Genomic DNA, 17,842 nt, shown 5'->3' with positions numbered 1-17,842 from the left:
GATACTTACGCCTTCACGCAAGGCGCAAACAGATCCATCGGCTTCTGATAAACGCTGGTCTCCACCTGCATCAAGCCCAGCACCGAATGGAACAGGTTGTCCTGACTGGCCGGCTTCGCCGATTCCGCGCGCAGGCACTGCAGGTCCAGGCCGCGCGAGGCCGCGAAGCCCGGCGAGAACCACATCACCATCGGCACCTTGGTCTGGGTCTTGGGCGCGATCGCGTACGGTACGCCGTGCAGGTACAGCCCGTTCTCGCCGAGCGACTCGCCGTGATCGGACAGATAGATCATCGCGGTGTCGCGCGAGCTGTCCTCGGCCAGGTAACGGATCGTGCGGGCGAGGAACTCGTCGGTCGCCATCACCGCATTGTCGTAGGCGTTGACGATCTGCTCGCGGTCGCACTGGCCCAGTTCGTTGGTGTCGCAGGTCGGCGTCCAGCGGCGCAGGCGCTCGGGGTAGCGGCGGAAATAGGCCGGCCCGTGGTTGCCCAGCTGGTGCAGCACCACCACCGCGTCGCCCGGCTTGGCGCCGATGCGCTCGCGCAGGCCGCCGAGCATGACCTCGTCGAAGCAGCCGTCGGGACCGCAGAACTTGGGATCGTTGGCGTGTTCGAACGATTCGAACGCCAGCCCCTTGCACACGTTCTTGCAGCCGGTCTGGTTGTCGCGCCACAGGGTCTGGATGCCGGCGTACTCGAGCACGTTGAGCAGCGATTCCGAACCCTGGATGCGGCGCTTGTCGTAGTTGGCGCGGCCGTACGGCGAGAACATGCACGGCACCGACACCTCGGTGCTGCTGCCGCAGGCGGTCGTGTCGGGGAAATTGATCGGCGCGATCCGCGCCAGCTCCGGCGTGGTCTGGCGCTCGTAGCCGTTGAGGCCCCAGTTCTGCGCGCGCACGGTTTCGCCGACCACCAGCACCAGCAGGCGCGGTTTCGGGCTGGCGGTGCGCGCGGCGGCGACGCGCGCGTCGGTGCCGATCGGCGCGCGGCCGCGCACGCGCGAGGCCGAATCGTCCAGCGCCACCCGCGCGATCGACACCAGGTAATTGGCCGGCGTTACCAGATGCCGCATTTCCTTGTGATTGCGCAGCAGCGCCGAGATGTCCTGGTACGAACCCAGCAGCGCCAGCCCGGCCAGCGCCAGCGACGCGGTCAGCAAGCCCAGCCGGACCAGCAGCGCGCGCGCCAGCGGCCGCGTCTTGACCTGCACCCGCCACAGCAACACCGCCGGCAGCACGCCGTACAGCAGCAGCGGCAGGATCAGGCCGGCGGTGAACAGCTCCGCCGACTCCTTGCCGTCGGACTGCAGCACGTTGCGGATCATGCCGGTGTCCAGATACACGCCATACTGGCTCATGAAATGGGCCGCGCCGGCGGTGACGAGCAGCAACACCGTCAGCAGCGGCTTGACCGTCCAGCGGTTGAGCAGCACGCCCAGCAACAGCGACGTGATCGCGACGACCGCGGCGAACACGCACACCGCGACCCAGGCGCCGTGGGCGTCGGCGAACGCGCCCGCGGCCGAGGCCGCGCGCCAGAACGCGTTGTTGGCGAACGCGGCGAAGAACACGCTGGCGACGACGACGATGGTTTCGACGCTGAGCGTGGGCCGGTACGACAACCACGCCGGCCAGCGCAACTGGGAACGGACGACGGTGCTCATCGGCCGGCTCCTTGCAGCGCCGGGCGCGCCGCCGGCGCCGGTTCGCGCCGGGCCATAGCCAGATACAGGGTCAGCGCCACGAACCAGGCGATCGCCAGCGTCCACACGTCGTGCGAGAGGAAGTGCGCGCCGCGCAGCTGCTGCGAGAAGCCGAACAGCGCGCCGACGCTCAAGCCGGCCGCCAGACCCAGCCAGCGCAGCCGCGGCCGCACTTGCAGGAAGAAGAAATACAACGCGACCCAGGCGTAGCCGCCGCTGGCATGGCCGGCGGGGAAGCACACGCCGCGGTCCAGGCCGGCCGGACGCGCATCGAACAGGCCGTAGAAAGCGACTTCGCCGCCGTAACGGCTCAGGTCCCAGGGGCAGTCCATGTTGGTCAGCGACTTCAGCCCCGACACCAGCGACACCGCCAGCAGCGTCGCCAGCAGCAGATAGGCCAGCGGCCGGCGCCATTCGGACAGCGCCGGGCGCGAACGCGCGAACAGCCACAAGGCGAACGCGCCGAGCCAGGCGACGGTGCTCGCGTCGCGGCCGAAGCGGTGGATCACGTGCTCGGTCAGGTAGGCGTTCTGCAGCGCCCAGCGGCCGCCCTGCAAGACGAACAGGCGGTCGGCCAGCCAGAAATCGCCGCCCAGCCCCATGCTCCATGCCGACAGCGCTACCAGCGCGAGCAGCGGCCACAGCGCGTGGCGCAGCAGGAAGCGGCGCGCGGGAACGCCGGCGGCGACGCCGGGCAGTACGACGGGCAACGCGGCAGGCCGCGCAGCGGCCGCGGCGAGCGGCCTGGAAACGGAGCGATTCATCGACGGCAACGGGGCTCGTGAGCGGACGTGAGAAATCCGCGCGGCGGCCACACAACGGCCGGGAGGATTGCCGGCGATGATCGAAACAGCGCTGTCGGAGAGCGGTCGGAACCGGGTTGGCGGCGCGTTAAACGGGGGAAACCGCGCGTTTTTGGCCGCATTTCGTTCAGATTCGGTGGGCTCGCCCCTTGTTCCGACGGGGTTCCGACGCCACCGTAGCCACAGTGCCGGTCTGCGCCGGGGACCCGGGGAGCCGCGCTCACCCTTCGTTCGGCAAGACCTCTCGCCGCAGGCATGAGGCACACTCAGTTCAGACCGCGTCTGCGGCAGGAGAACCGGCGCATGCGCCTGTTGGTGGTGGAAGACAATCGCAACCTGGTGGCCAACCTCTTCGATTACTTCGAAGCGCGCGGCTACACCCTCGACGCGGCGCCCGACGGGCCCACCGGCCTGCACCTGGCGGTGACCCAGCGCTACGACGCGATCGTGCTGGACTGGATGCTGCCGCGCCTGGACGGCCGCGAGGTGCTGCGCAGCCTGCGCGAGGAAGCCGGTTCCGACGTGCCGGTGCTGATGCTGACCGCGCGCGACGAACTGCCCGACAAGATCGCCGGCTTCCGCGCCGGCGCCGACGACTACCTGACCAAACCCTTCGCCCTGCCCGAACTGGAAGTGCGGCTGGAAGCGCTGGCCGCGCGCGCCGCCGGCCGCGGCCGCAGCAAGCTGCTGCAGGTCGCCGACCTCAAGCTCGACCTGACCACCCTGGAAGTCAGCCGCGGCGGCCGCTCGCTGCACCTGTACCCGGCCTGCCGCAAGCTGCTCGAGGTGCTGATGCAGTCCAGCCCCGGCGCGGTCACCCGCGAACGCCTGGAACACGCGCTGTGGGGCGACAGCCCGCCCGACGGCGACATGCTGCGCTCGCATATCTACGAACTGCGCCGCGCGGTCGACGGGCCGTACCCGGTCAAGCTGATCCAGACCCTGCCGCGCGTGGGCTATCGCCTGGCGGTGCCGGCCGACTCCGGCGATCACGAGGCCGATGGCAACCCCGCCTGACCGCGCCGCCGCGCCGCCGGCGCGGACGCCGGCGCGCTCGAGCCTGCGCCAGCGCATCCTGCTCGGCCTGTTCGGCTACACCGCGCTGCTGTCGATCGCGGTGGTGGTGCAGGGCTTCTTCGTCAACGAACACGCCGAGCATCTGGTGTGGACGTCATTGATGAACACCGAGATGGATTACTTCGTCGAGCGCAGCCGCGGCGATCCGGACTACCGCTGGAGCGACACCCAGGCGCTGTCGCTGTACGACAGCGCCACCCGCCCGCCGCCGCGCGAGCTGGCAGCGCTGCCGCCGGGCGTGCACGACGAAGTGGTGGTCGCCGGGGTCGAGTACGTGACCCTGGTGCGCGACGTCGACGGCCGCCGCCTGACCCTGGCGTTGGACATCGACGACATGGAGCACCGCGAGTTCGACCTCGCCCTGACCATCGCCGGCTCGGCCATCACCACCTTGCTGCTGCTGTGCGTGGTCATCGGCTGGGGCGTGCACCGGCTGGTGCGGCCGCTGACGAACATGGCCCAACGCATCGGCGGCCTGCGCCCGAACCGTTCCGGCGAGCGCGTGGAAGTGCCCGAATCGGCCAGTTCCGAACTGGTGGTGATCGCCGATGCGGTCAACGACTACCTGCAGCGCAACGACCGCTTCGTCGAACGCGAGCGCGCCTTCATCGACAGCGCCAGCCACGAGTTGCGCACGCCGATCTCGGTGATCGCCGGCGCCGCCGAAATCGCGCTGGAGCACAACGACCTGCCGGCCGGCACCCGCCATCAGCTCAACCGCATCCGCCGCACCTCGCGCGACGTCGAGCAGCTGATTTCGCTGCTGTTGGTGCTGGCCAAGGACCCCAAGCGCCTGAGCGCGAGCAGCGACCGGGTCGCGCTCGACCACCTGTTGCCGGAAATCGTCGAAGACCACCGCCACCTGACCCGCGACAAGGACCTGACCCTGGCGCTGGCGCCGCTGCCGCGCTGCGAGATCCTGGCGCCGCTGCCGATCGTGCAGGCGGCGATCGGCAACCTGCTGCGCAACGCGATCGAAAACAGCGACCGCGGCGAGATCGCGATCCGCCTGCAGGACGACGCCACCGTGGTGATCGACGACCCGGGCCACGGCATGACTCCGGAGGAGATCAGCGCGATCTACGCCCGCGTCGCCCGCGGCGGCCGCGAAGGCGGCGGCATCGGCCTGGACCTGATCTCGCGTTTGTGCGAACACCTGGGCTGGACGCTGCGGTTCGACAAGGCCGAGCGCGGCACGCGCACGACGCTGTCGCTCAAGGCGTCGGCTTGAGCTGAGAACGAAGCGCCGGGCCTGAAGGTCCTCCCGCAACAGCGGTTGCGCTCTTGCGGAACGGTCTTCAGATCCGATGCCTGGATGCGCTGTTGTGAAAAGACCGCCGGCCCGACGCCTGGGTGCGCTCTTGTGGAAAGACCTTCAGGCCCGATGCCCGGATGCGCTCTTGTGGAAAGGCCTTCAGGCCCGATGCCCGGATGCGCTCTTGTGGAAAGACCTTCAAGCCCGACGCCCGGATGCGCTCTTGTGGAAAAACCTTCAGGCCCGACGCTCTTGTCCCCGCTCGCCGCGCGCCAGCTCTATGCCTGCTCCAGCGCCGGCACCCCCGCCCGCACCTGCCGATACGCGCGCTCCACCGCCTCCGCGCCGTACTTCATCTCCAGCCGCTTGACGATGAAATGCCCGCGCGCCATGTCTTGATAGTGGTTGGTGAACAGCACATTCATCGTCGCCGCCGTCGCCGCGCCGATCACCGGCACGATCTGCGCCGCGGTCTTCTCGGTGATGACCACGCCGAAGCGCGTGGCCACCGAATCGATCAGCTTGGCCATCCACGCCGCCGCCTGCTTCTTGGCGTAGGCCTGAGTGACCTCGTGCGCGCCGCGATGCCCGGCCAGATGCACCAGCTCGCGGGTCGCGTTCTTGGTCAGCTCCGACAACACTCCGCGCGAGGCGTAATAGCCCGACTCGGCGGCATCGTCGCGCTTGCTGTTGCCGCCGAACGCGAACACCTCCACGCAAGCCGCCTGCACCCACGGCTCGGACAGCGAAAACCCTTCGCTGCGGGCGATGTCGGCGACCGAACGCATCATGATGACCGTGGTCACCGGCAACTCCACCGCCAGCCCGGCCACACCGAACAAGCCGCCGGCCGCGCCCGACACCGCCGCGGCCAGCTTGTGGGTCTTGGTCGAAGCGCTCTTGCTCGGCGCCTCCTTGACCGTGCGCAGCGCCACCGCCGCGGCCTTGTGCATCGCCGCGTGGACGATCTTGTGGATGCGCTCGTGGGCGAACTTCGGCAGCTTGGACATGCCGAACTCGATCGGCGCCCCGGCCAGCGCGGCCATGCGCGCGGTGATCGACGGCGACTCCAGCAGCGCCACCGCGCGCTTGAGATCGGCCGCATCGGCCGGATGGTCCAACAACCGCGCGTCCTCGCTCATCGCCTCTCGCCTCGCATCGCCGGATCCGCGGCCGGCGGCCCGTCGCGAAAAAGTTCGCGACTTTGCGAAGGTAGGGATCGCGAGCCGCGGCTACAAGCCCGCGCCGCCCAACCGTTCAGCGCCGCCCCGGCTGCCCCCTGTAGGAGCGGCGCGAGCCGCGACCGCGCCACCGCGATTACGACGAAAGCGCGCTATCTCCGTCCAGCCGCAACCACAGGCCGAATGCAGCTGCTTCATTCGACGAAGGTTTCGTCGCAGTCGCGGTGGCGCGGTCGCGGCTTGCGCCGCTCCTACAGGAAGGCACCGCGACATTGCGCGCTCAAGCCGCTTCGCGCAGCGACCGCTCCGCAACCAGCCGCTCCACCAGCGCATCCACCTCGCCTTCGGCCCGCTCCAGCGAAGCGCGCAGCCGGTCGCCGCCGAATTCGTCGTACTCCGCGGCTACGGCGTGGGCTTCGACGATGCCGATATAGCGCATCGGTGTCAGCACGCCGGGTTCGACGTGGTTGATCGCTTCCAACCGCTCGCCCCGGCCGTAGCCGTAGTCGCCGCGCGAGCTCAGCAGCACCAGTTGCTTGCCGTGGTCGGACAGCATCGGCCAGTAGGGTTCGCCCTGGCGCGCGCGGTCGAAGCCGAAGGTGCGGCCGACCCGCACCACGTTGTCGATCCAGGCCTTGAACTGCGCCGGCATGCCGAAGTTGTACATCGGCACGCCGGCGACGATGACGTCGGCGGCGAGCAGTTCGTCGACCAGCGCGTCGCTCTCGGCGAGGGCGTCGCGCATCCACGCCTCGCGCCGCTCGGGCGGGGTGAAGGCGGCATGGATCCAGCCGCCGGTGACCGGCGCGGGCGGGTGCAGGCCGACGTCGCGCACGGTCACTTCGTCGTCGGGGCGCAGCTCGCGCCAGCGGCGCACGAAGCGCGCCGTCAGGCGCCGGCTGTGCGAGCCGTGGGCGTGGGTGTCGGACCCGCCGGGGCGGGCACTGGAATCGATATGGAGCAATCGGGTCATGACGGGGCTCGTTAGTCTATGGATGAGTCCGGTTTGGCCTGTTCGGCGCCGTGCCGGAATGGGATGCATGTTGAAACCCACTGCAACGGGCGACAAACTCCGATTTCTCAACCGACGAGTGAGCTGACCTCATCCATGCCCGGCCGCCGCCTGCCCCCGCTGAGCGCCTTGCGCGCGTTCGAAGCCGCGGCGCGGTTGCGCAGCTTCAAGCGCGCCGCGCAGGAGCTGTCGGTCACTCCGACCGCGGTCAGCCACCAGATCCGCGCACTGGAAGAACACATCGGCGTGCGCCTGTTCGAGCGCCAGACCCGCCGGGTCGCCCTTACCGCCGCCGCCGAGCGCCTGTTTCCGGTGTTGCGCGACGGCTTCGACGCCTTCGCCGCCGCGGTCGAGGCGCTGCGCGCGCCGGCGCAGCGGCGCGCGCTGACCCTGTCGGCGCCGCTGTCGTTCACCGCCAAATGGCTGGTGCCGCGCATGGCCTCGTTCCGCCAGGCCTGCCCCGACCTGGACCTGCGCCTGCACGCCTCCGACGACCCGGTCGACCTGCACGCCGGCGTCGCCGACGCGGCGATCCGCTACGGCCGCGGCCCCTACCCCGGGCTCAAGGCCGAACCGCTGATCGAAAACCGCTTCGCGCCGGTGTGCAGCCCGCGCCTGGACTTGCGCCAGCCCGGCGACCTGTTCGCCCACGCCCTGCTGCATTCGGAATGGCGCCACCCGACCGCCGACACGCCGACCTGGCGGCTGTGGCGCGAGCGCGCCGGCCTGGCCGAACTGGCCGATCTGGACATCGATGCCGGGCTGCGCTTCACCGACGAAAGCCACGCGATCCAGGCCGCCATCGCCGGCCACGGCGTGGCGCTGCTGGGGTTGGCCCTGGTCGCCGACGATCTGGCCAGCGGCGCGTTGGTGCAGCCGTTCGGGCCGGTCCTCGACGGCTACCCGCACTGGTTCGTGCAGGCGCCGGGGCCGGAGCGGGCGGAACTGTCGGCCTTGCGCGACTGGCTGCGCGCGCAGGCCGCGGACGCCGGGGAACCGGGCTGAGCCCGGCGCCGCCGATGCGCGCGCGGCGTCAGGCGTCAGGCGTCAGGCGTCAGGCGTCAGGCGTCAGGATGTTCTGCGCCCGGTGCGGCCGCTCCCGCTCAATCCTTCGCAGCGATGTACGCAGCCTGGTAGCGGTGTTCCTGGGTCGCGCCGCCATAGCCGTAAGCGGCCGCGCGCGCATCGACGACGTGGATGTAGGACACCTCGTGCACCTCGCCGATCAGCGCCGCCAATTGCGCGTACGCCTGCTCGATGAAGCGCGCCTTCTCGTCCTTGGTGTTGGTCTCGTCGGTGATGCTGATGTCGAGGAAGAACGAGTTGCGGCCCTGCTCGTCCAGGCTGCGGCCGCCGACGAACCACAGCTCGCTTTCGATGAAGCGCACTTCGATCGAGATCAGTTCGCGACGCTTGCCGAGCACCTCGACGGTAAGGTCGGCGACCAAGGCGCTGGCGCGGCGCGCCAGTTCGGAACGCGCCGGCGCGGATTCGGCGGCGGCGCTGGAGATATGCAGGTTCAGATGCGGCATGACGGCGGTCTCGTAGCGGGCCGGCATGACTCGGCCCCGGGATGCAGGCACACGATAGGCTTGCGCCATCCATCGGAATAGCGGGAAGATCAGCGCTCATCCATCGGCCATTCCGGTAACGGTGCCGCCATGCGCAGTCTCGACCTGGACCAGCTCCGCGCCTTCGTCGCCGTCGCCGAGGCCGGCAGCATTTCCGCCGGCGCCGGCCGCGTGTTCCGCTCGCAATCGGCGGTCAGCGAGCAATTGCAGAAGCTCGAAGCCGCCGCCGGCGCCGCGCTGCTGTCGCGTTCGCGCCAGGGCGTCGGCCTCACTCCGGCCGGCCAGCGCCTGATCGGCCACGCCCGCCAGTTGCTGGCCCTCGGCGAACTGGCCCTGCACGAAGTACGCAACGAGGTGCGCCGCACCGATGCGCGGCTGGCGATCAGCGACTACTTCCGCAACGACGAGATCGCCGGCCTGCTCGGCCATCTGGGCCGGCGCTGCCCGCAGCTGCGGCTGCAAGTCAGCATCGGCCAGAGCGCCGCGCTGGCGCGGGGTCATGCCGAAGGTCAGTACGATCTGGCCGTGGTCCTGCACGCCGGCGGCGCGCGCACGCGTCCGCCCGGCCTGGCGCTGCGGCGCGAGCCCCTGCACTGGGTCGCCGCGCCCGGGCTGGACCTGCGCGAAGAAATCGAATTGCCTTTGGTGCTGCTGCCGCCGGACTGCGGCCTGCACGGGCTGGCGGTGCAGCGTTTGCAACGCCATCGCAGCGCCCACCGCATCGCCCATCTGGCCAGCGGCGTGGCCGGGCTGCAGGCGGCGTTGCGCGCGGGATTGGGCGTGGGCTGCCTGAACGCTTCGGCGATCGGGCCGGGCCTGGCGGTCGCCAAGTCGCCGCGGCTGCCGCCGCTGCCCGACTGCGGTTTCGGCCTGCTGACGCCGCCGGAGGAAGCGCCCGAGGCCCTGCACGAGGCCGCGTCGATCGTGCGCACGTTCTTCGCCTGACGGCGGCGGCCCGCGCACGCGCGAGCGCATGCGGGCGACGCGTACGAGCGATGAGGCCTGGAATACCGCAAGGTTCGAGCATCGGCCGCCCGCCGCTGCTTGCGCATGCGGCGGGCCGGCGGCGGCGCGCGGACGGAAGGAACGCTCCCGCCGCGGTCACAACAACATCAGTTCGGAGCGCTCCTTGGTGCTGTTGTCGACGAAGAACATCTTCTTGCCTTTGTCGGCGCGGTCTTCGACCACTTGATACAGGCGCAGCGCCTGGCGGATCGCCGCGGTCTTGCTGACGCCCTTGCGGACGCACAGTTCTTCGAGGAACTGCATTTCGCAGCCGGCCAGGTTGAGGGTCATACGACGCCGGGTCTCTTTCATGGGATCACCTTGAAGTAAGTCGCTCGAGGGGAATCGCCGCCGCCGGCGCGGGAACGCGCGGCGGATGCGGCGAAGCGCGCGCCGGTTGACCGGCGCGATCGTCGGACGGCTGCCGTGCCGCCCGCGTTCGCGGCCGTGGCCGCGAACCTGGAAGAAGCCGCCGCACAACCGCGACGCCAGCAAGGGGAGAGAGACACCGGAGCCTCGACGGCCGGCGCGTTCGAAGTGCCGAAACACCACGCCCCAGGCATGTGGAATGCGCCTGACCGTACACATCGCGTGGATTGCCTGATCACTTCACCTGCTCCCTGCAGCGGGTGCGAGCGCCTGACAGCGACCACTCGGCACCTCCGACTTCTGACACCTTCCCCCATCGGAGAAACCTGGGGGGTCAGGACATCGGCGGACTCGCGACGCGCGATCTTTTCGCAGGCCGAAAACTGCGGAATCAGCGCACCGATAGGTGGAAAGGCCAGATTTCTTCCTTTTCGCGGCGCTTATCAATGCAATACGCCCACATAAATGCGACCGAAATCACTTTGCGAAAAGCGGCCGCATCAGAGCCGGCACGCAATAATTCAGACGTGTCTGAGCCGATTTTCTTCATTCGCAAGGCATCCGTGACGCTTCGCAGGCACATGCGACCGACGGGCCGGGCCACGGCCGCCGCGCCGCAAGCGCGGCATTCGGGCACGACGCGGGGGCCGGGCGATTCGGCCCGGCACCTGCAAGTTTCAAAGGGGCGCGCCGCCTCGCCATTCGCAGCGTCGGGCGCGCAGTCGCAACGCCCCGCGAACGCCCGCCCGCCGCGCGGGCCGGGAACGCCAGGCGCGCGCGCAACGGCGATGTCCGAATGCGGCGGCGCCGCGCCAACGGCGCTGCGCCACGGCGCGAACGCGGCTTACAGTGCGCTGCGCGGCGGCAAGGCCCAGTCGATCGGCGCCTGCCCCTGGCGCGCGAGGTATTCGTTGGCGGCGGAGAAATGGCCGCAGCCGATGAAGCCGCGATGCGCCGACAGCGGCGAGGGATGCGGCGCCTTGAGCACGCGGTGGCGGCGCGGGTCGATGACCTTGCCCTTGGCCTGGGCGTAGCTGCCCCACAGCAGGAACACCAGGCCTTCGCGCTCGCGGTTGAGCACGTCGACGGCGTGATCGGTGAAGCCTTCCCAGCCCTTGCCCTGGTGCGCGCCGGCGCGGCCTTCCTCGACGGTCAGCACGGCGTTGAGCAGCAGCACGCCCTGCTTCGCCCACGGCAGCAGGCAGCCGTGATCGGGCCGGGCGAGGCCGAGGTCGCGGTGGATTTCCTTGAAGATGTTGTCCAGCGACGGCGGCACCGGCACGCCGGGCTGGACCGAGAAGCACAGACCGTGGGCCTGGCCGTAGCCGTGGTACGGATCCTGGCCGAGGATCACCACCTTGGTCTGGTCGAACGGCGTGGCGTCGAACGCGGAGAAGATCTGCGGACCGGGCGGGAAGATCCGCGCGCCGGCCGCCTTGCGTTCGCGCAGGAAGCGCGACAGCGCCTGCATGTCCTCGCGCCCGAACCAATCGCCGATGCGCGATTTCCAGGACGGATCGAGCTTGATGTCGCGGTCGCCGTCGGTCATGCCGTCGCCGCCGTTTCGCCGATGCGCGTCAGGCGCAACTGGAACAAGGTCTTGGTCACCAGCAGCCGCTCCTCGATCGGCTTGAGCACCAGATCGTTGGCGCCGGCGCGCAGCAGTTCGCTCTGGTTGTCTCGGTTGGCGTCGCCGGTCATCACCAACACCGGCAGACGCCGTTTGCCGTAAGCGAAGTCATTACGGAGTCTGGCGAGCAGGTCTTTCCCACCCAGCTCGCCCTTCAAATACACATCGGTCAACACCAGATCGGCCCCCGCATCGCCGCCGTCGCGGCCGCTGGCGCGATGCGCTTCCAGATGTTCGAGCGCTTCTTCCACGCCGATGAAATGCAACACCTGCAACGCGTGGCGTTCGAGCATGCGCTTGGTCGCCACCGCGACCACCCGGCTGTCTTCGACGTAGAGCACGCGCGCGCCGGGAATCGGCTGCGGCTGCACGTAGCCGCGGATGAATTCGGCCAGCGCGGCCGGGCCCAGCGATTTGTCGAAATAGTCGGTGACGTCTTCGGTGAAGCGGCGCGCTTCCAGATGCGCCTGGGCGTCGCCGGAGACCACGATCACCGGCACATAGGCCTGGCCGGCGGCCTCGCGCACCGCGCGCGCCAGGGCGATGCCGTCGCCGTCGGGCAGCACCAGCGAGGTGGTGACCAGATCGACTTCGCCGTGGTCGAGCGCGAGCTTGGCCTCGATGATGTTGCCGCACTGGACCAGGCGCGCGTTCGGCAGCTCGCGCATCAGCACGTCGGCGATGAGCTTGCGCACCAGCTTGGAGCCGTCCACCACCATCACCCGCGGCGCGGTGTTGTCGAAATGTCGCAGGTTCTGGCTGTGCATACGGGGCCTTGGCGTCTGCGGACGCGCCGGCGGCAGCCGGGGCGGCCGCAGCGGTGCGCGACGCGGGTCGTGCGGGGGAATTCCGATTCTAGGCGCAAGCGGGGTCGGATTCCGAGTCTTGCGCGGCACGAATGCGGATTCGCCGAGGATGTTGCGACCGCTCCCTGTAGGAGCGGCGCGAGCCGCGACCGCGAAACCTGGCCTGCGGCGCGACCGGCTGCCCTGCGGTCGCGGCTTGCGCCGCTCCTACAGGGAAGACTGTCGGTCAGCCCTGGCCGCCGCGGGTCTGGCGCAGGTAGTGGCCGGTCACCACGCCGGCGCCGATCCAGCCCAGCGCCGCGGCGCCGGCCAGGATCCCCAGCGCGTGCAGCGGGTCGAAGCCCTGCAGGGCGAAACGGCTGCCGTAGCTTTGCGCCAGCGCGCCGAGCGGTTCGCGCAGGCTGTGGTCGGCCGCGGTCAGCAGCGCCAGCGCGACCGCGCCGGCGGCCAGGCCGTAGCAGGCGCCCAGGTACAGGAACGGGCGGCGGATGAAGCCGTCGGTGGCGCCGAGCTGTTGCAGCACGCCGATTTCCTCGCGCCGCGACTGGATGTCCAGGCGCACGGTGTTGCCGACCACCAGCAAGGCGCCGAGGCCGAGCATCGCCGCCAGCACCCAGGCCAGGCGGGTGCCGAAGCGCAGCCAGCCGTCGAGGCGCTGGCGCCAGCCGGCGTCGTGCTGGACCACGTCGGCCTCGGCCAATTGTTGCAGCGACTGCGCCAGCGCCAGTTCGTCGCCCTTCGGCGTCACCACCAGCAGGCTCGGCAGCGGATTGGTTTCCACCGCGGTCAGCGCCTCGGCCAGGCCGCTTTTCTCGCGCAGTTCGGCCAGCCCCTGTTCGGGCGTGCGCAGCTCCACGCCGCCGACTTCCGGCCGCGCGCGCAGTTCGTCGGCCAGCGCGCGGGCGCGCTCGAGCTTGACCTGCGGCTTGAGGAACACGCTGATCTGGCGCGAACGCTGCACATCGCCGGCGAACCGCTCGATGTTGTTCAGCGCCGCCCACAGGCCCAGCGGCAGCGCCAGCGCCACCGCCATCACGCCGATGGTCAGCAGCGCCGCCCACGGCTTGCGCAGCAAACGGCCGACGCTGGCGACGAGGCTGTAGAGGTGATGGTCCAGCCACATGCCCAGGCGCGACTGCGAGGACGCGCCGACCGCGGGCTCGACGCGTTCGGCGCGCAGTTCGGCGGGGCGGACCTCGGCGGCGCGCGCCGGGTCGTCGCGAAAATCCTGCGCGCTCATTCGGCCAGATCCTCCGGAGCGATGTCGTCGACCAGGCGGCCGTGATTGAGCACCAGCACGCGCTTCTTCATGCGCTTGACCAGGGCCAGGTCGTGGCTGGCGACCAGCACGCTGGTGCCGCGTTCGGGCAGCGAGCGGAACAGGGCCATGATTTCCGCCGACAAGGTCGGATCGAGATTGCCGGTGGGCTCGTCGGCGACCAGCAGGCGCGGCTCGCCGATGATCGCGCGGGCGATGCCCACGCGCTGTTGTTCGCCGGCCGACAGCTCGCCCGGCAGCGCGGTCGCGCGCGCGCCGAGGCCGACCTTTTCCAGCGCCGCGCGCACGCGCCGGCCGATGTCGCCGCGGCGCAGGCCGCGCAGCAGCAGCGGCAGGGCGACGTTGTCGGCGACGCTGCGGTCGGCGAGCAGGCGGTGGTCCTGGAACACCACGCCGACCTCGCGCCGGTGCAGGGCGATGCGGCGGCCGCTGACCTTGAGCAGGTTCTTGTCGCCGAACACCACCGCGCCGCGGCTGGGCCGCTCGCTGAGATGGATGAGTTTGAGCAGGGTGCTCTTGCCGGCGCCGGAATGGCCGGTGACGAACAGCATCTCGCCGGCGGCGACCTCGAAGCTGACTTCGCTGAGTGCCTCGTGGCCGCTGCTGTAGCGTTTGCTGACGTTGTCGAAGCGCAGGACGGTCATGGCGGAAGTATCGCAGAGCGAATCGCCGGAAATCATCACGTTTCGACCCGCGGGTTTGGCCTATGTTCGCGCTGCGGCCCGCGCCGCCCCATCCAAGACCGGTCCGTCCGCCGCGCGCGGGCATCCCAGGCCGGCAGTTGCGCGGCCGCCGGCGCCGCGCGCCGAACTCGTTCCAGCGTTCAGTCCGACATCCGCAGCGAACCGCGCCGCCCGCACCGGCGGGACGGCCTCATCACGCTTCCAAGGAGTCGGATCATGCACCTGCTCAAGCTTTCGCTCGCCTGCGCCGCGCTCGCGGCCGCCGGGCTGTACGCCGACGGCGCGCGCGCCGAGTCGTACGACGCGCCGATCAACATCGCCACGCTGGCCTGCCCGGCCGGATCCACCGGCTTCAACAACGCCCGCTTCGTGATCTTCCCGTTCTTCGGCGGCACCCCGGCCAACTGGCGCCTGACCATCTGGTGCAACGCCGGCGGCAGCGGCCGCCGCGGCCACTTCGAACCCGGCAGCGGCGGCGTCGGCAGCGTCTGGCCGTACGCGGGCGGCGCCTTCGGCGTCGGCTGGCCGGCGTCGCCGGGCTACGGCAACCAGTATCAGTTGCTGGACATCGACGGCGACGGCGATCTGGATGTATTCCAGTTGTCGGAGACCGCGGCCAATACCTGGTCGGTGTTCTACAGCCGCACTCAATAAGCGCCGGCGCGGGAACCGACGGTGGGAGGGCCTTCAGGCCCGAGGCTCTCGTTTCAGCGGCTATCGAAACATCGCAGCGGAAGGCATCGGGCCTGAAGGCCCTCCCACAAAAGCACAAAGCCCCTCCCACCACCGCCCCGGAGCATGCAGGGACGGTGGTGGGAGGGGCTTCGGTTCCGGCGCTTTACCGCCGGCTCGCGGCGAAGCGGCGCGCGCCGCTTCGCCCGACCCGCTTAGTGCTGGCTACGCGGCGGACGCGCCACCAGCGACTTCAGCTTGCGGCTGATGCGGCTCAACAGCGACGGCTGACCCTGCGGCGCGGCCGGCTGCGCGGCGGCGGCCGGCTTGGCGGCCGGCTTGTTCGCGGGCACCGCCTTGGGACCGCCGGCCGCGGCCGCCGGCTGAGCGGCCTGCGCCGGATTCGCCGTGCCCTCGGCACCGTCGATGCGGCGACCGCCGCGACGGCGGCGGCGCTTGCGCGGCGCGCGCTCGCCTTCGGCGGCCGGGCTCGCGCCCGTGCCCACAGCGGCGGCGACCTTGGCGGCATCGGGCACCGCCTCGCCTTCGACGCGCGGCTTGCGCGGCGGACGCGGCGCGCCGGCTTCGGCGCCGGCCGTCGCGGCCGCGCCTTCTTCGCTGCGCGGCTTGCGCGGCGCGCCGTCGCGACGGCCTTCGCTGCGGCCGCCGGGACCGCCGCTACGCCCGCCGCCGCTGCTGCGGCCACGGCCGCCAGCGCCGCCACCGCGGCGCTGTTCGTCGGCCGCGCGCTGCTCGCGCGCTTCCTTGAAGATCGCGCCGATGCTCTCGCTTTCTTCTTCGCCGTCCTCGGATGCCGGCAGCTCGCGCTGCGGACGCGGCAGGGCCACCAGCAGTTCGGCGTCGACCGGCGAAGTCGGCAGCTTCTGCTCGATGTAGGCCTCGATGTCCGGCAGGCTCATCGCATAGCGCTCGCAGGCGAAGCTGATCGCGTCGCCCTCGGCGCCCAGGCGCGCGGTGCGGCCGATGCGGTGGACGTAGTCTTCCGCGTCGAACGGCAGGTCGTAGTTGTAGACGTGGCTGACGCCGTCGATGTGCAGGCCGCGCGCGGCCACGTCGGTGGCGACCAGGATCTCGAGCTGGCCCTTCTGGAACTTGTTGAGCAGCGACTCGCGCTTCTTCTGCGGCACGTCGCCGGACAGCACGCCGACCCGGTAGCCGCCGCGCTCCAGCGCGCGCGCGACGCGCTCGACGAAGGCCTTGGTGTTGACGAACACCATCGTGCGCGCGCCCTCGCTGCGCGACAGCAGGCCCAGCAGCAGCGGGATCTTCTCGTCGTCGGCCGGGAAATAGACCTTCTGCCGGACCTTGGCCGCGGTGATGAACTCGGTCTCGACCACGACCTTCTCGGGCTCGTTCATGTGCTCGTAGGCCAGCTCGAGCACGCGATGGCTCAGGGTGGCCGAGAACAACAGGGTCTGGCGCTCGGTGCGGATCGGCATGCGCCGCAGCAGGAAGCGGATGTCCTTGATGAAGCCCAGGTCGAACATGCGGTCGGCTTCGTCGAGCACGCACACTTCGCAGGCGTGCAGCGACACCACCTTGTGCTGCTTGACGTAGTCGATCAGGCGCCCGGGCGTGGCGATGATGACGTCGGCGCCCTTCTGCAGCAGCTCGCGCTGCTTGTCGTAGTCGACGCCGCCGTAAACCAGGGCGAACTTCAGGCCCAGCTCGGAGCCGAATTTGACCGCGTCCTTGTGGATCTGGATCGCCAGTTCGCGGGTCGGCGCCAGGATCAGGGCGCGCGGGTCTTCGGGCTTGCGCTCGGCCAGGGCCGGGCGGGTCAGCAGGCGGTTGATGACCGCGACCAGGAAGGCCAGGGTCTTGCCGGTGCCGGTCTGGGCCTGGCCGGCGACGTCGCGGCCGGTCAGGGCGATCGGCAGGGTCAGCGCCTGAATCGGGGTGCAGCGGGAAAACCCGGCCGCTTCCAGACCCGCGAGCAAGCTCGGATGCAGGTCGAAGGAGGAGAACGTGATATCGGTTAAAGGCTTGTCGCTCATGCGTTTCCGGAATCCGCGCCGGTTCGGCGCCGTAGGGTGTCGCTTGCGTGGGTGGCGTCGGCGAAGCAGACTGCCGGGGCCGAGCCGGCACCCGATTTATGTATCGGAAAGACCGGTTCGAGGAGGCCGTGGCGCGACGCGATACGCTGTGTCCCAGCCCTTGAAGGGGCCTTGAAGGCGCCACGAAACGCCCCAGTTTAGCGTAAGCCCCCGCCCGGCATGGCCCGCCCGGGCATTCCGTTCCAAATTAGCCTTAACCGTATGGTTTGGGCACCCGCAGGAGACCCCCGTGAGCGAAAAAGTTCTGCATGCTGGCGCTAGCGATTTCGATGCCACCGTGCTGCAGTCGTCCGAACCCGTCCTGGTCGATTTCTGGGCGCCGTGGTGCGGCCCGTGCAAGGCCATCGGCCCGATCGTCGAGCAGCTGGCCGAGCAATACGAAGGCCGCGCCAAGGTCGTCAAGGTCGACGTGCAGGAACATCCCGCGGTCGGCGTGCGCTACAACATCCGCAGCATTCCGATGCTGATGATGTTCAAGGACGGCCAGATCCACTCGACCCAGCTCGGCGCGCCGCCGAACATCAAGACCCTGCTGACCCAGATGATCGACAAGGCGATCTGACGCGCCGGCCTGAGCCGCGTCGCATGATCGCGTGACGTTCGCGCCCGCCACGGGCGCGGACGCTCCTGGCCGGACCCGGCGCACGCCGGCCGGTCCAGGTGAACGGCAGGATTGGGGAATCTTGCCGCAGCCCCGCAGCAGTGCTAGTTTCGC

The 17,842-nt window shown here is 70.1% G+C and carries 18 protein-coding genes; 6 read left to right on the top strand and 12 right to left on the bottom strand.

Features of this window, described 5'->3' with window-relative positions:
• Positions 1 to 5: 5 nt before the first annotated feature.
• Both JHW38_RS18615 and JHW38_RS18610 read right to left on the bottom strand, forming a co-directional pair.
• Complete coding sequence (locus tag JHW38_RS18615) at positions 6 to 1,667, bottom strand: phosphoethanolamine transferase (protein WP_207522804.1); 1,662 nt, start codon at positions 1,665 to 1,667, stop codon at positions 6 to 8.
• Positions 1,664 to 2,470: a phosphatase PAP2 family protein gene (locus tag JHW38_RS18610; RefSeq protein WP_428995259.1), complete on the bottom strand. Its 807-nt coding sequence runs from the start codon at positions 2,468 to 2,470 to the stop codon at positions 1,664 to 1,666. The genes JHW38_RS18615 and JHW38_RS18610 overlap by 4 nt, the downstream gene beginning before the upstream one ends.
• A gap of 342 nt (positions 2,471 to 2,812) precedes the next feature.
• On the opposite strand from JHW38_RS18610, the gene JHW38_RS18605 reads away from it, so the two are divergent.
• Positions 2,813 to 3,526 (top strand): response regulator transcription factor, encoded by a 714-nt coding sequence (locus tag JHW38_RS18605; RefSeq protein WP_207522803.1) that lies wholly within the window; start codon positions 2,813 to 2,815, stop codon positions 3,524 to 3,526.
• Positions 3,510 to 4,817: a sensor histidine kinase gene (locus JHW38_RS18600; protein WP_207522802.1), complete on the top strand. Its 1,308-nt coding sequence runs from the start codon at positions 3,510 to 3,512 to the stop codon at positions 4,815 to 4,817. Before JHW38_RS18605 ends, JHW38_RS18600 begins: the two co-directional genes overlap by 17 nt.
• A 302-nt stretch (positions 4,818 to 5,119) precedes the next feature.
• Here JHW38_RS18600 and JHW38_RS18595 read toward each other — a convergent pair whose 3' ends face one another.
• Positions 5,120 to 5,983: an EcsC family protein gene (locus JHW38_RS18595; RefSeq protein ID WP_207522801.1), complete on the bottom strand. Its 864-nt coding sequence runs from the start codon at positions 5,981 to 5,983 to the stop codon at positions 5,120 to 5,122.
• 319 nt (positions 5,984 to 6,302) lie between these two features.
• Positions 6,303 to 6,995: an FMN-dependent NADH-azoreductase gene (locus tag JHW38_RS18590; RefSeq protein WP_207522800.1), complete on the bottom strand. Its 693-nt coding sequence runs from the start codon at positions 6,993 to 6,995 to the stop codon at positions 6,303 to 6,305.
• Positions 6,996 to 7,130: 135 nt separating this feature from the next.
• On the opposite strand from JHW38_RS18590, the gene gcvA reads away from it, so the two are divergent.
• A complete protein-coding gene (gcvA, locus tag JHW38_RS18585; RefSeq protein ID WP_207522799.1) occupies positions 7,131 to 8,039 on the top strand; it encodes a transcriptional regulator GcvA in 909 nt (302 codons plus the stop codon).
• Positions 8,040 to 8,137: 98 nt separating this feature from the next.
• On the opposite strand, the gene JHW38_RS18580 is transcribed toward gcvA, so the two are convergent.
• Entirely contained in the window at positions 8,138 to 8,593 is a 456-nt protein-coding gene (locus JHW38_RS18580) for a tautomerase family protein (RefSeq protein ID WP_207522798.1), read from the bottom strand.
• A gap of 102 nt (positions 8,594 to 8,695) precedes the next feature.
• Between JHW38_RS18580 and JHW38_RS18575 the strand changes: the two genes are divergently transcribed.
• Entirely contained in the window at positions 8,696 to 9,550 is an 855-nt protein-coding gene (locus JHW38_RS18575) for a LysR substrate-binding domain-containing protein (protein ID WP_207522797.1), read from the top strand.
• A gap of 156 nt (positions 9,551 to 9,706) precedes the next feature.
• Here JHW38_RS18575 and JHW38_RS18570 read toward each other — a convergent pair whose 3' ends face one another.
• The 6 genes from JHW38_RS18570 to ftsE all read right to left on the bottom strand — a co-directional run bounded on the left by JHW38_RS18570 (position 9,707) and on the right by ftsE (position 14,338).
• Positions 9,707 to 9,901, bottom strand: coding sequence for a hypothetical protein (locus JHW38_RS18570; RefSeq protein ID WP_207522796.1), 195 nt, complete (start codon positions 9,899 to 9,901; stop codon positions 9,707 to 9,709).
• Positions 9,902 to 10,370: 469 nt separating this feature from the next.
• On the bottom strand, positions 10,371 to 10,529 hold the full coding sequence (locus JHW38_RS18565) for a hypothetical protein (protein ID WP_207522795.1): 159 nt from the start codon (positions 10,527 to 10,529) through the stop codon (positions 10,371 to 10,373).
• Positions 10,530 to 10,823: 294 nt separating this feature from the next.
• The gene (gene ung / locus JHW38_RS18560) at positions 10,824 to 11,528 is read right to left on the bottom strand and encodes a uracil-DNA glycosylase (protein ID WP_207522794.1); all 705 of its coding nucleotides are present in this window, start codon (positions 11,526 to 11,528) and stop codon (positions 10,824 to 10,826) included.
• On the bottom strand, positions 11,525 to 12,376 hold the full coding sequence (locus tag JHW38_RS18555; protein ID WP_207522793.1) for a response regulator: 852 nt from the start codon (positions 12,374 to 12,376) through the stop codon (positions 11,525 to 11,527). The genes ung and JHW38_RS18555 overlap by 4 nt, the downstream gene beginning before the upstream one ends.
• Positions 12,377 to 12,641: 265 nt before the next feature.
• Positions 12,642 to 13,538, bottom strand: coding sequence for a permease-like cell division protein FtsX (gene ftsX, locus JHW38_RS18550; RefSeq protein WP_242691419.1), 897 nt, complete (start codon positions 13,536 to 13,538; stop codon positions 12,642 to 12,644).
• A gap of 113 nt (positions 13,539 to 13,651) precedes the next feature.
• A complete protein-coding gene (ftsE, locus tag JHW38_RS18545) occupies positions 13,652 to 14,338 on the bottom strand; it encodes a cell division ATP-binding protein FtsE (RefSeq protein WP_207522791.1) in 687 nt (228 codons plus the stop codon).
• A gap of 255 nt (positions 14,339 to 14,593) precedes the next feature.
• Between ftsE and JHW38_RS18540 the strand changes: the two genes are divergently transcribed.
• Positions 14,594 to 15,031, top strand: a complete 438-nt coding sequence (locus JHW38_RS18540) for a hypothetical protein (RefSeq protein WP_207522790.1) — start codon at positions 14,594 to 14,596, stop codon at positions 15,029 to 15,031.
• 233 nt (positions 15,032 to 15,264) lie between these two features.
• Here the strand turns inward: JHW38_RS18540 and rhlB are convergent, their stop codons facing one another.
• Complete coding sequence (gene rhlB / locus JHW38_RS18535; RefSeq protein WP_207522789.1) at positions 15,265 to 17,067, bottom strand: ATP-dependent RNA helicase RhlB; 1,803 nt, start codon at positions 17,065 to 17,067, stop codon at positions 15,265 to 15,267.
• A gap of 289 nt (positions 17,068 to 17,356) precedes the next feature.
• Here rhlB and trxA point away from each other — a divergent pair, with 289 nt between their 5' ends.
• Positions 17,357 to 17,689 (top strand): thioredoxin, encoded by a 333-nt coding sequence (trxA, locus tag JHW38_RS18530; protein WP_207522788.1) that lies wholly within the window; start codon positions 17,357 to 17,359, stop codon positions 17,687 to 17,689.
• The last annotated feature ends 153 nt before the right edge of the window (positions 17,690 to 17,842 follow it).

This window comes from Lysobacter enzymogenes, from assembly GCF_017355525.1.
Taxonomy (GTDB): Bacteria; Pseudomonadota; Gammaproteobacteria; order Xanthomonadales; family Xanthomonadaceae; genus Lysobacter; species Lysobacter enzymogenes_C.
The sequence above is the reverse complement of the archived record's forward strand: the minus strand, read 5'-3'. Positions and strand labels throughout refer to the sequence as shown.

What these genes read in the sequence shown, in the direction of transcription:
- JHW38_RS18615 (WP_207522804.1), bottom strand. Translation starts at nt 1,667, where the DNA reads ATGAGCACCGTCGTCCGTTCCCAGTTGCGCTGGCCGGCGTGGTTGTCG.
- JHW38_RS18610 (WP_428995259.1), bottom strand. Translation starts at nt 2,470, where the DNA reads ATGAATCGCTCCGTTTCCAGGCCGCTCGCCGCGGCCGCTGCGCGGCCT.
- JHW38_RS18605 (WP_207522803.1), top strand. Translation starts at nt 2,813, where the DNA reads ATGCGCCTGTTGGTGGTGGAAGACAATCGCAACCTGGTGGCCAACCTC.
- JHW38_RS18600 (WP_207522802.1), top strand. Translation starts at nt 3,510, where the DNA reads ATGGCAACCCCGCCTGACCGCGCCGCCGCGCCGCCGGCGCGGACGCCG.
- JHW38_RS18595 (WP_207522801.1), bottom strand. Translation starts at nt 5,983, where the DNA reads ATGAGCGAGGACGCGCGGTTGTTGGACCATCCGGCCGATGCGGCCGAT.
- JHW38_RS18590 (WP_207522800.1), bottom strand. Translation starts at nt 6,995, where the DNA reads ATGACCCGATTGCTCCATATCGATTCCAGTGCCCGCCCCGGCGGGTCC.
- gcvA (WP_207522799.1), top strand. Translation starts at nt 7,131, where the DNA reads ATGCCCGGCCGCCGCCTGCCCCCGCTGAGCGCCTTGCGCGCGTTCGAA.
- JHW38_RS18580 (WP_207522798.1), bottom strand. Translation starts at nt 8,593, where the DNA reads ATGCCGGCCCGCTACGAGACCGCCGTCATGCCGCATCTGAACCTGCAT.
- JHW38_RS18575 (WP_207522797.1), top strand. Translation starts at nt 8,696, where the DNA reads ATGCGCAGTCTCGACCTGGACCAGCTCCGCGCCTTCGTCGCCGTCGCC.
- JHW38_RS18570 (WP_207522796.1), bottom strand. Translation starts at nt 9,901, where the DNA reads ATGACCCTCAACCTGGCCGGCTGCGAAATGCAGTTCCTCGAAGAACTG.
- JHW38_RS18565 (WP_207522795.1), bottom strand. Translation starts at nt 10,529, where the DNA reads ATGAAGAAAATCGGCTCAGACACGTCTGAATTATTGCGTGCCGGCTCT.
- ung (WP_207522794.1), bottom strand. Translation starts at nt 11,528, where the DNA reads ATGACCGACGGCGACCGCGACATCAAGCTCGATCCGTCCTGGAAATCG.
- JHW38_RS18555 (WP_207522793.1), bottom strand. Translation starts at nt 12,376, where the DNA reads ATGCACAGCCAGAACCTGCGACATTTCGACAACACCGCGCCGCGGGTG.
- ftsX (WP_242691419.1), bottom strand. Translation starts at nt 13,538, where the DNA reads ATGTGGCTGGACCATCACCTCTACAGCCTCGTCGCCAGCGTCGGCCGT.
- ftsE (WP_207522791.1), bottom strand. Translation starts at nt 14,338, where the DNA reads ATGACCGTCCTGCGCTTCGACAACGTCAGCAAACGCTACAGCAGCGGC.
- JHW38_RS18540 (WP_207522790.1), top strand. Translation starts at nt 14,594, where the DNA reads ATGCACCTGCTCAAGCTTTCGCTCGCCTGCGCCGCGCTCGCGGCCGCC.
- rhlB (WP_207522789.1), bottom strand. Translation starts at nt 17,067, where the DNA reads ATGAGCGACAAGCCTTTAACCGATATCACGTTCTCCTCCTTCGACCTG.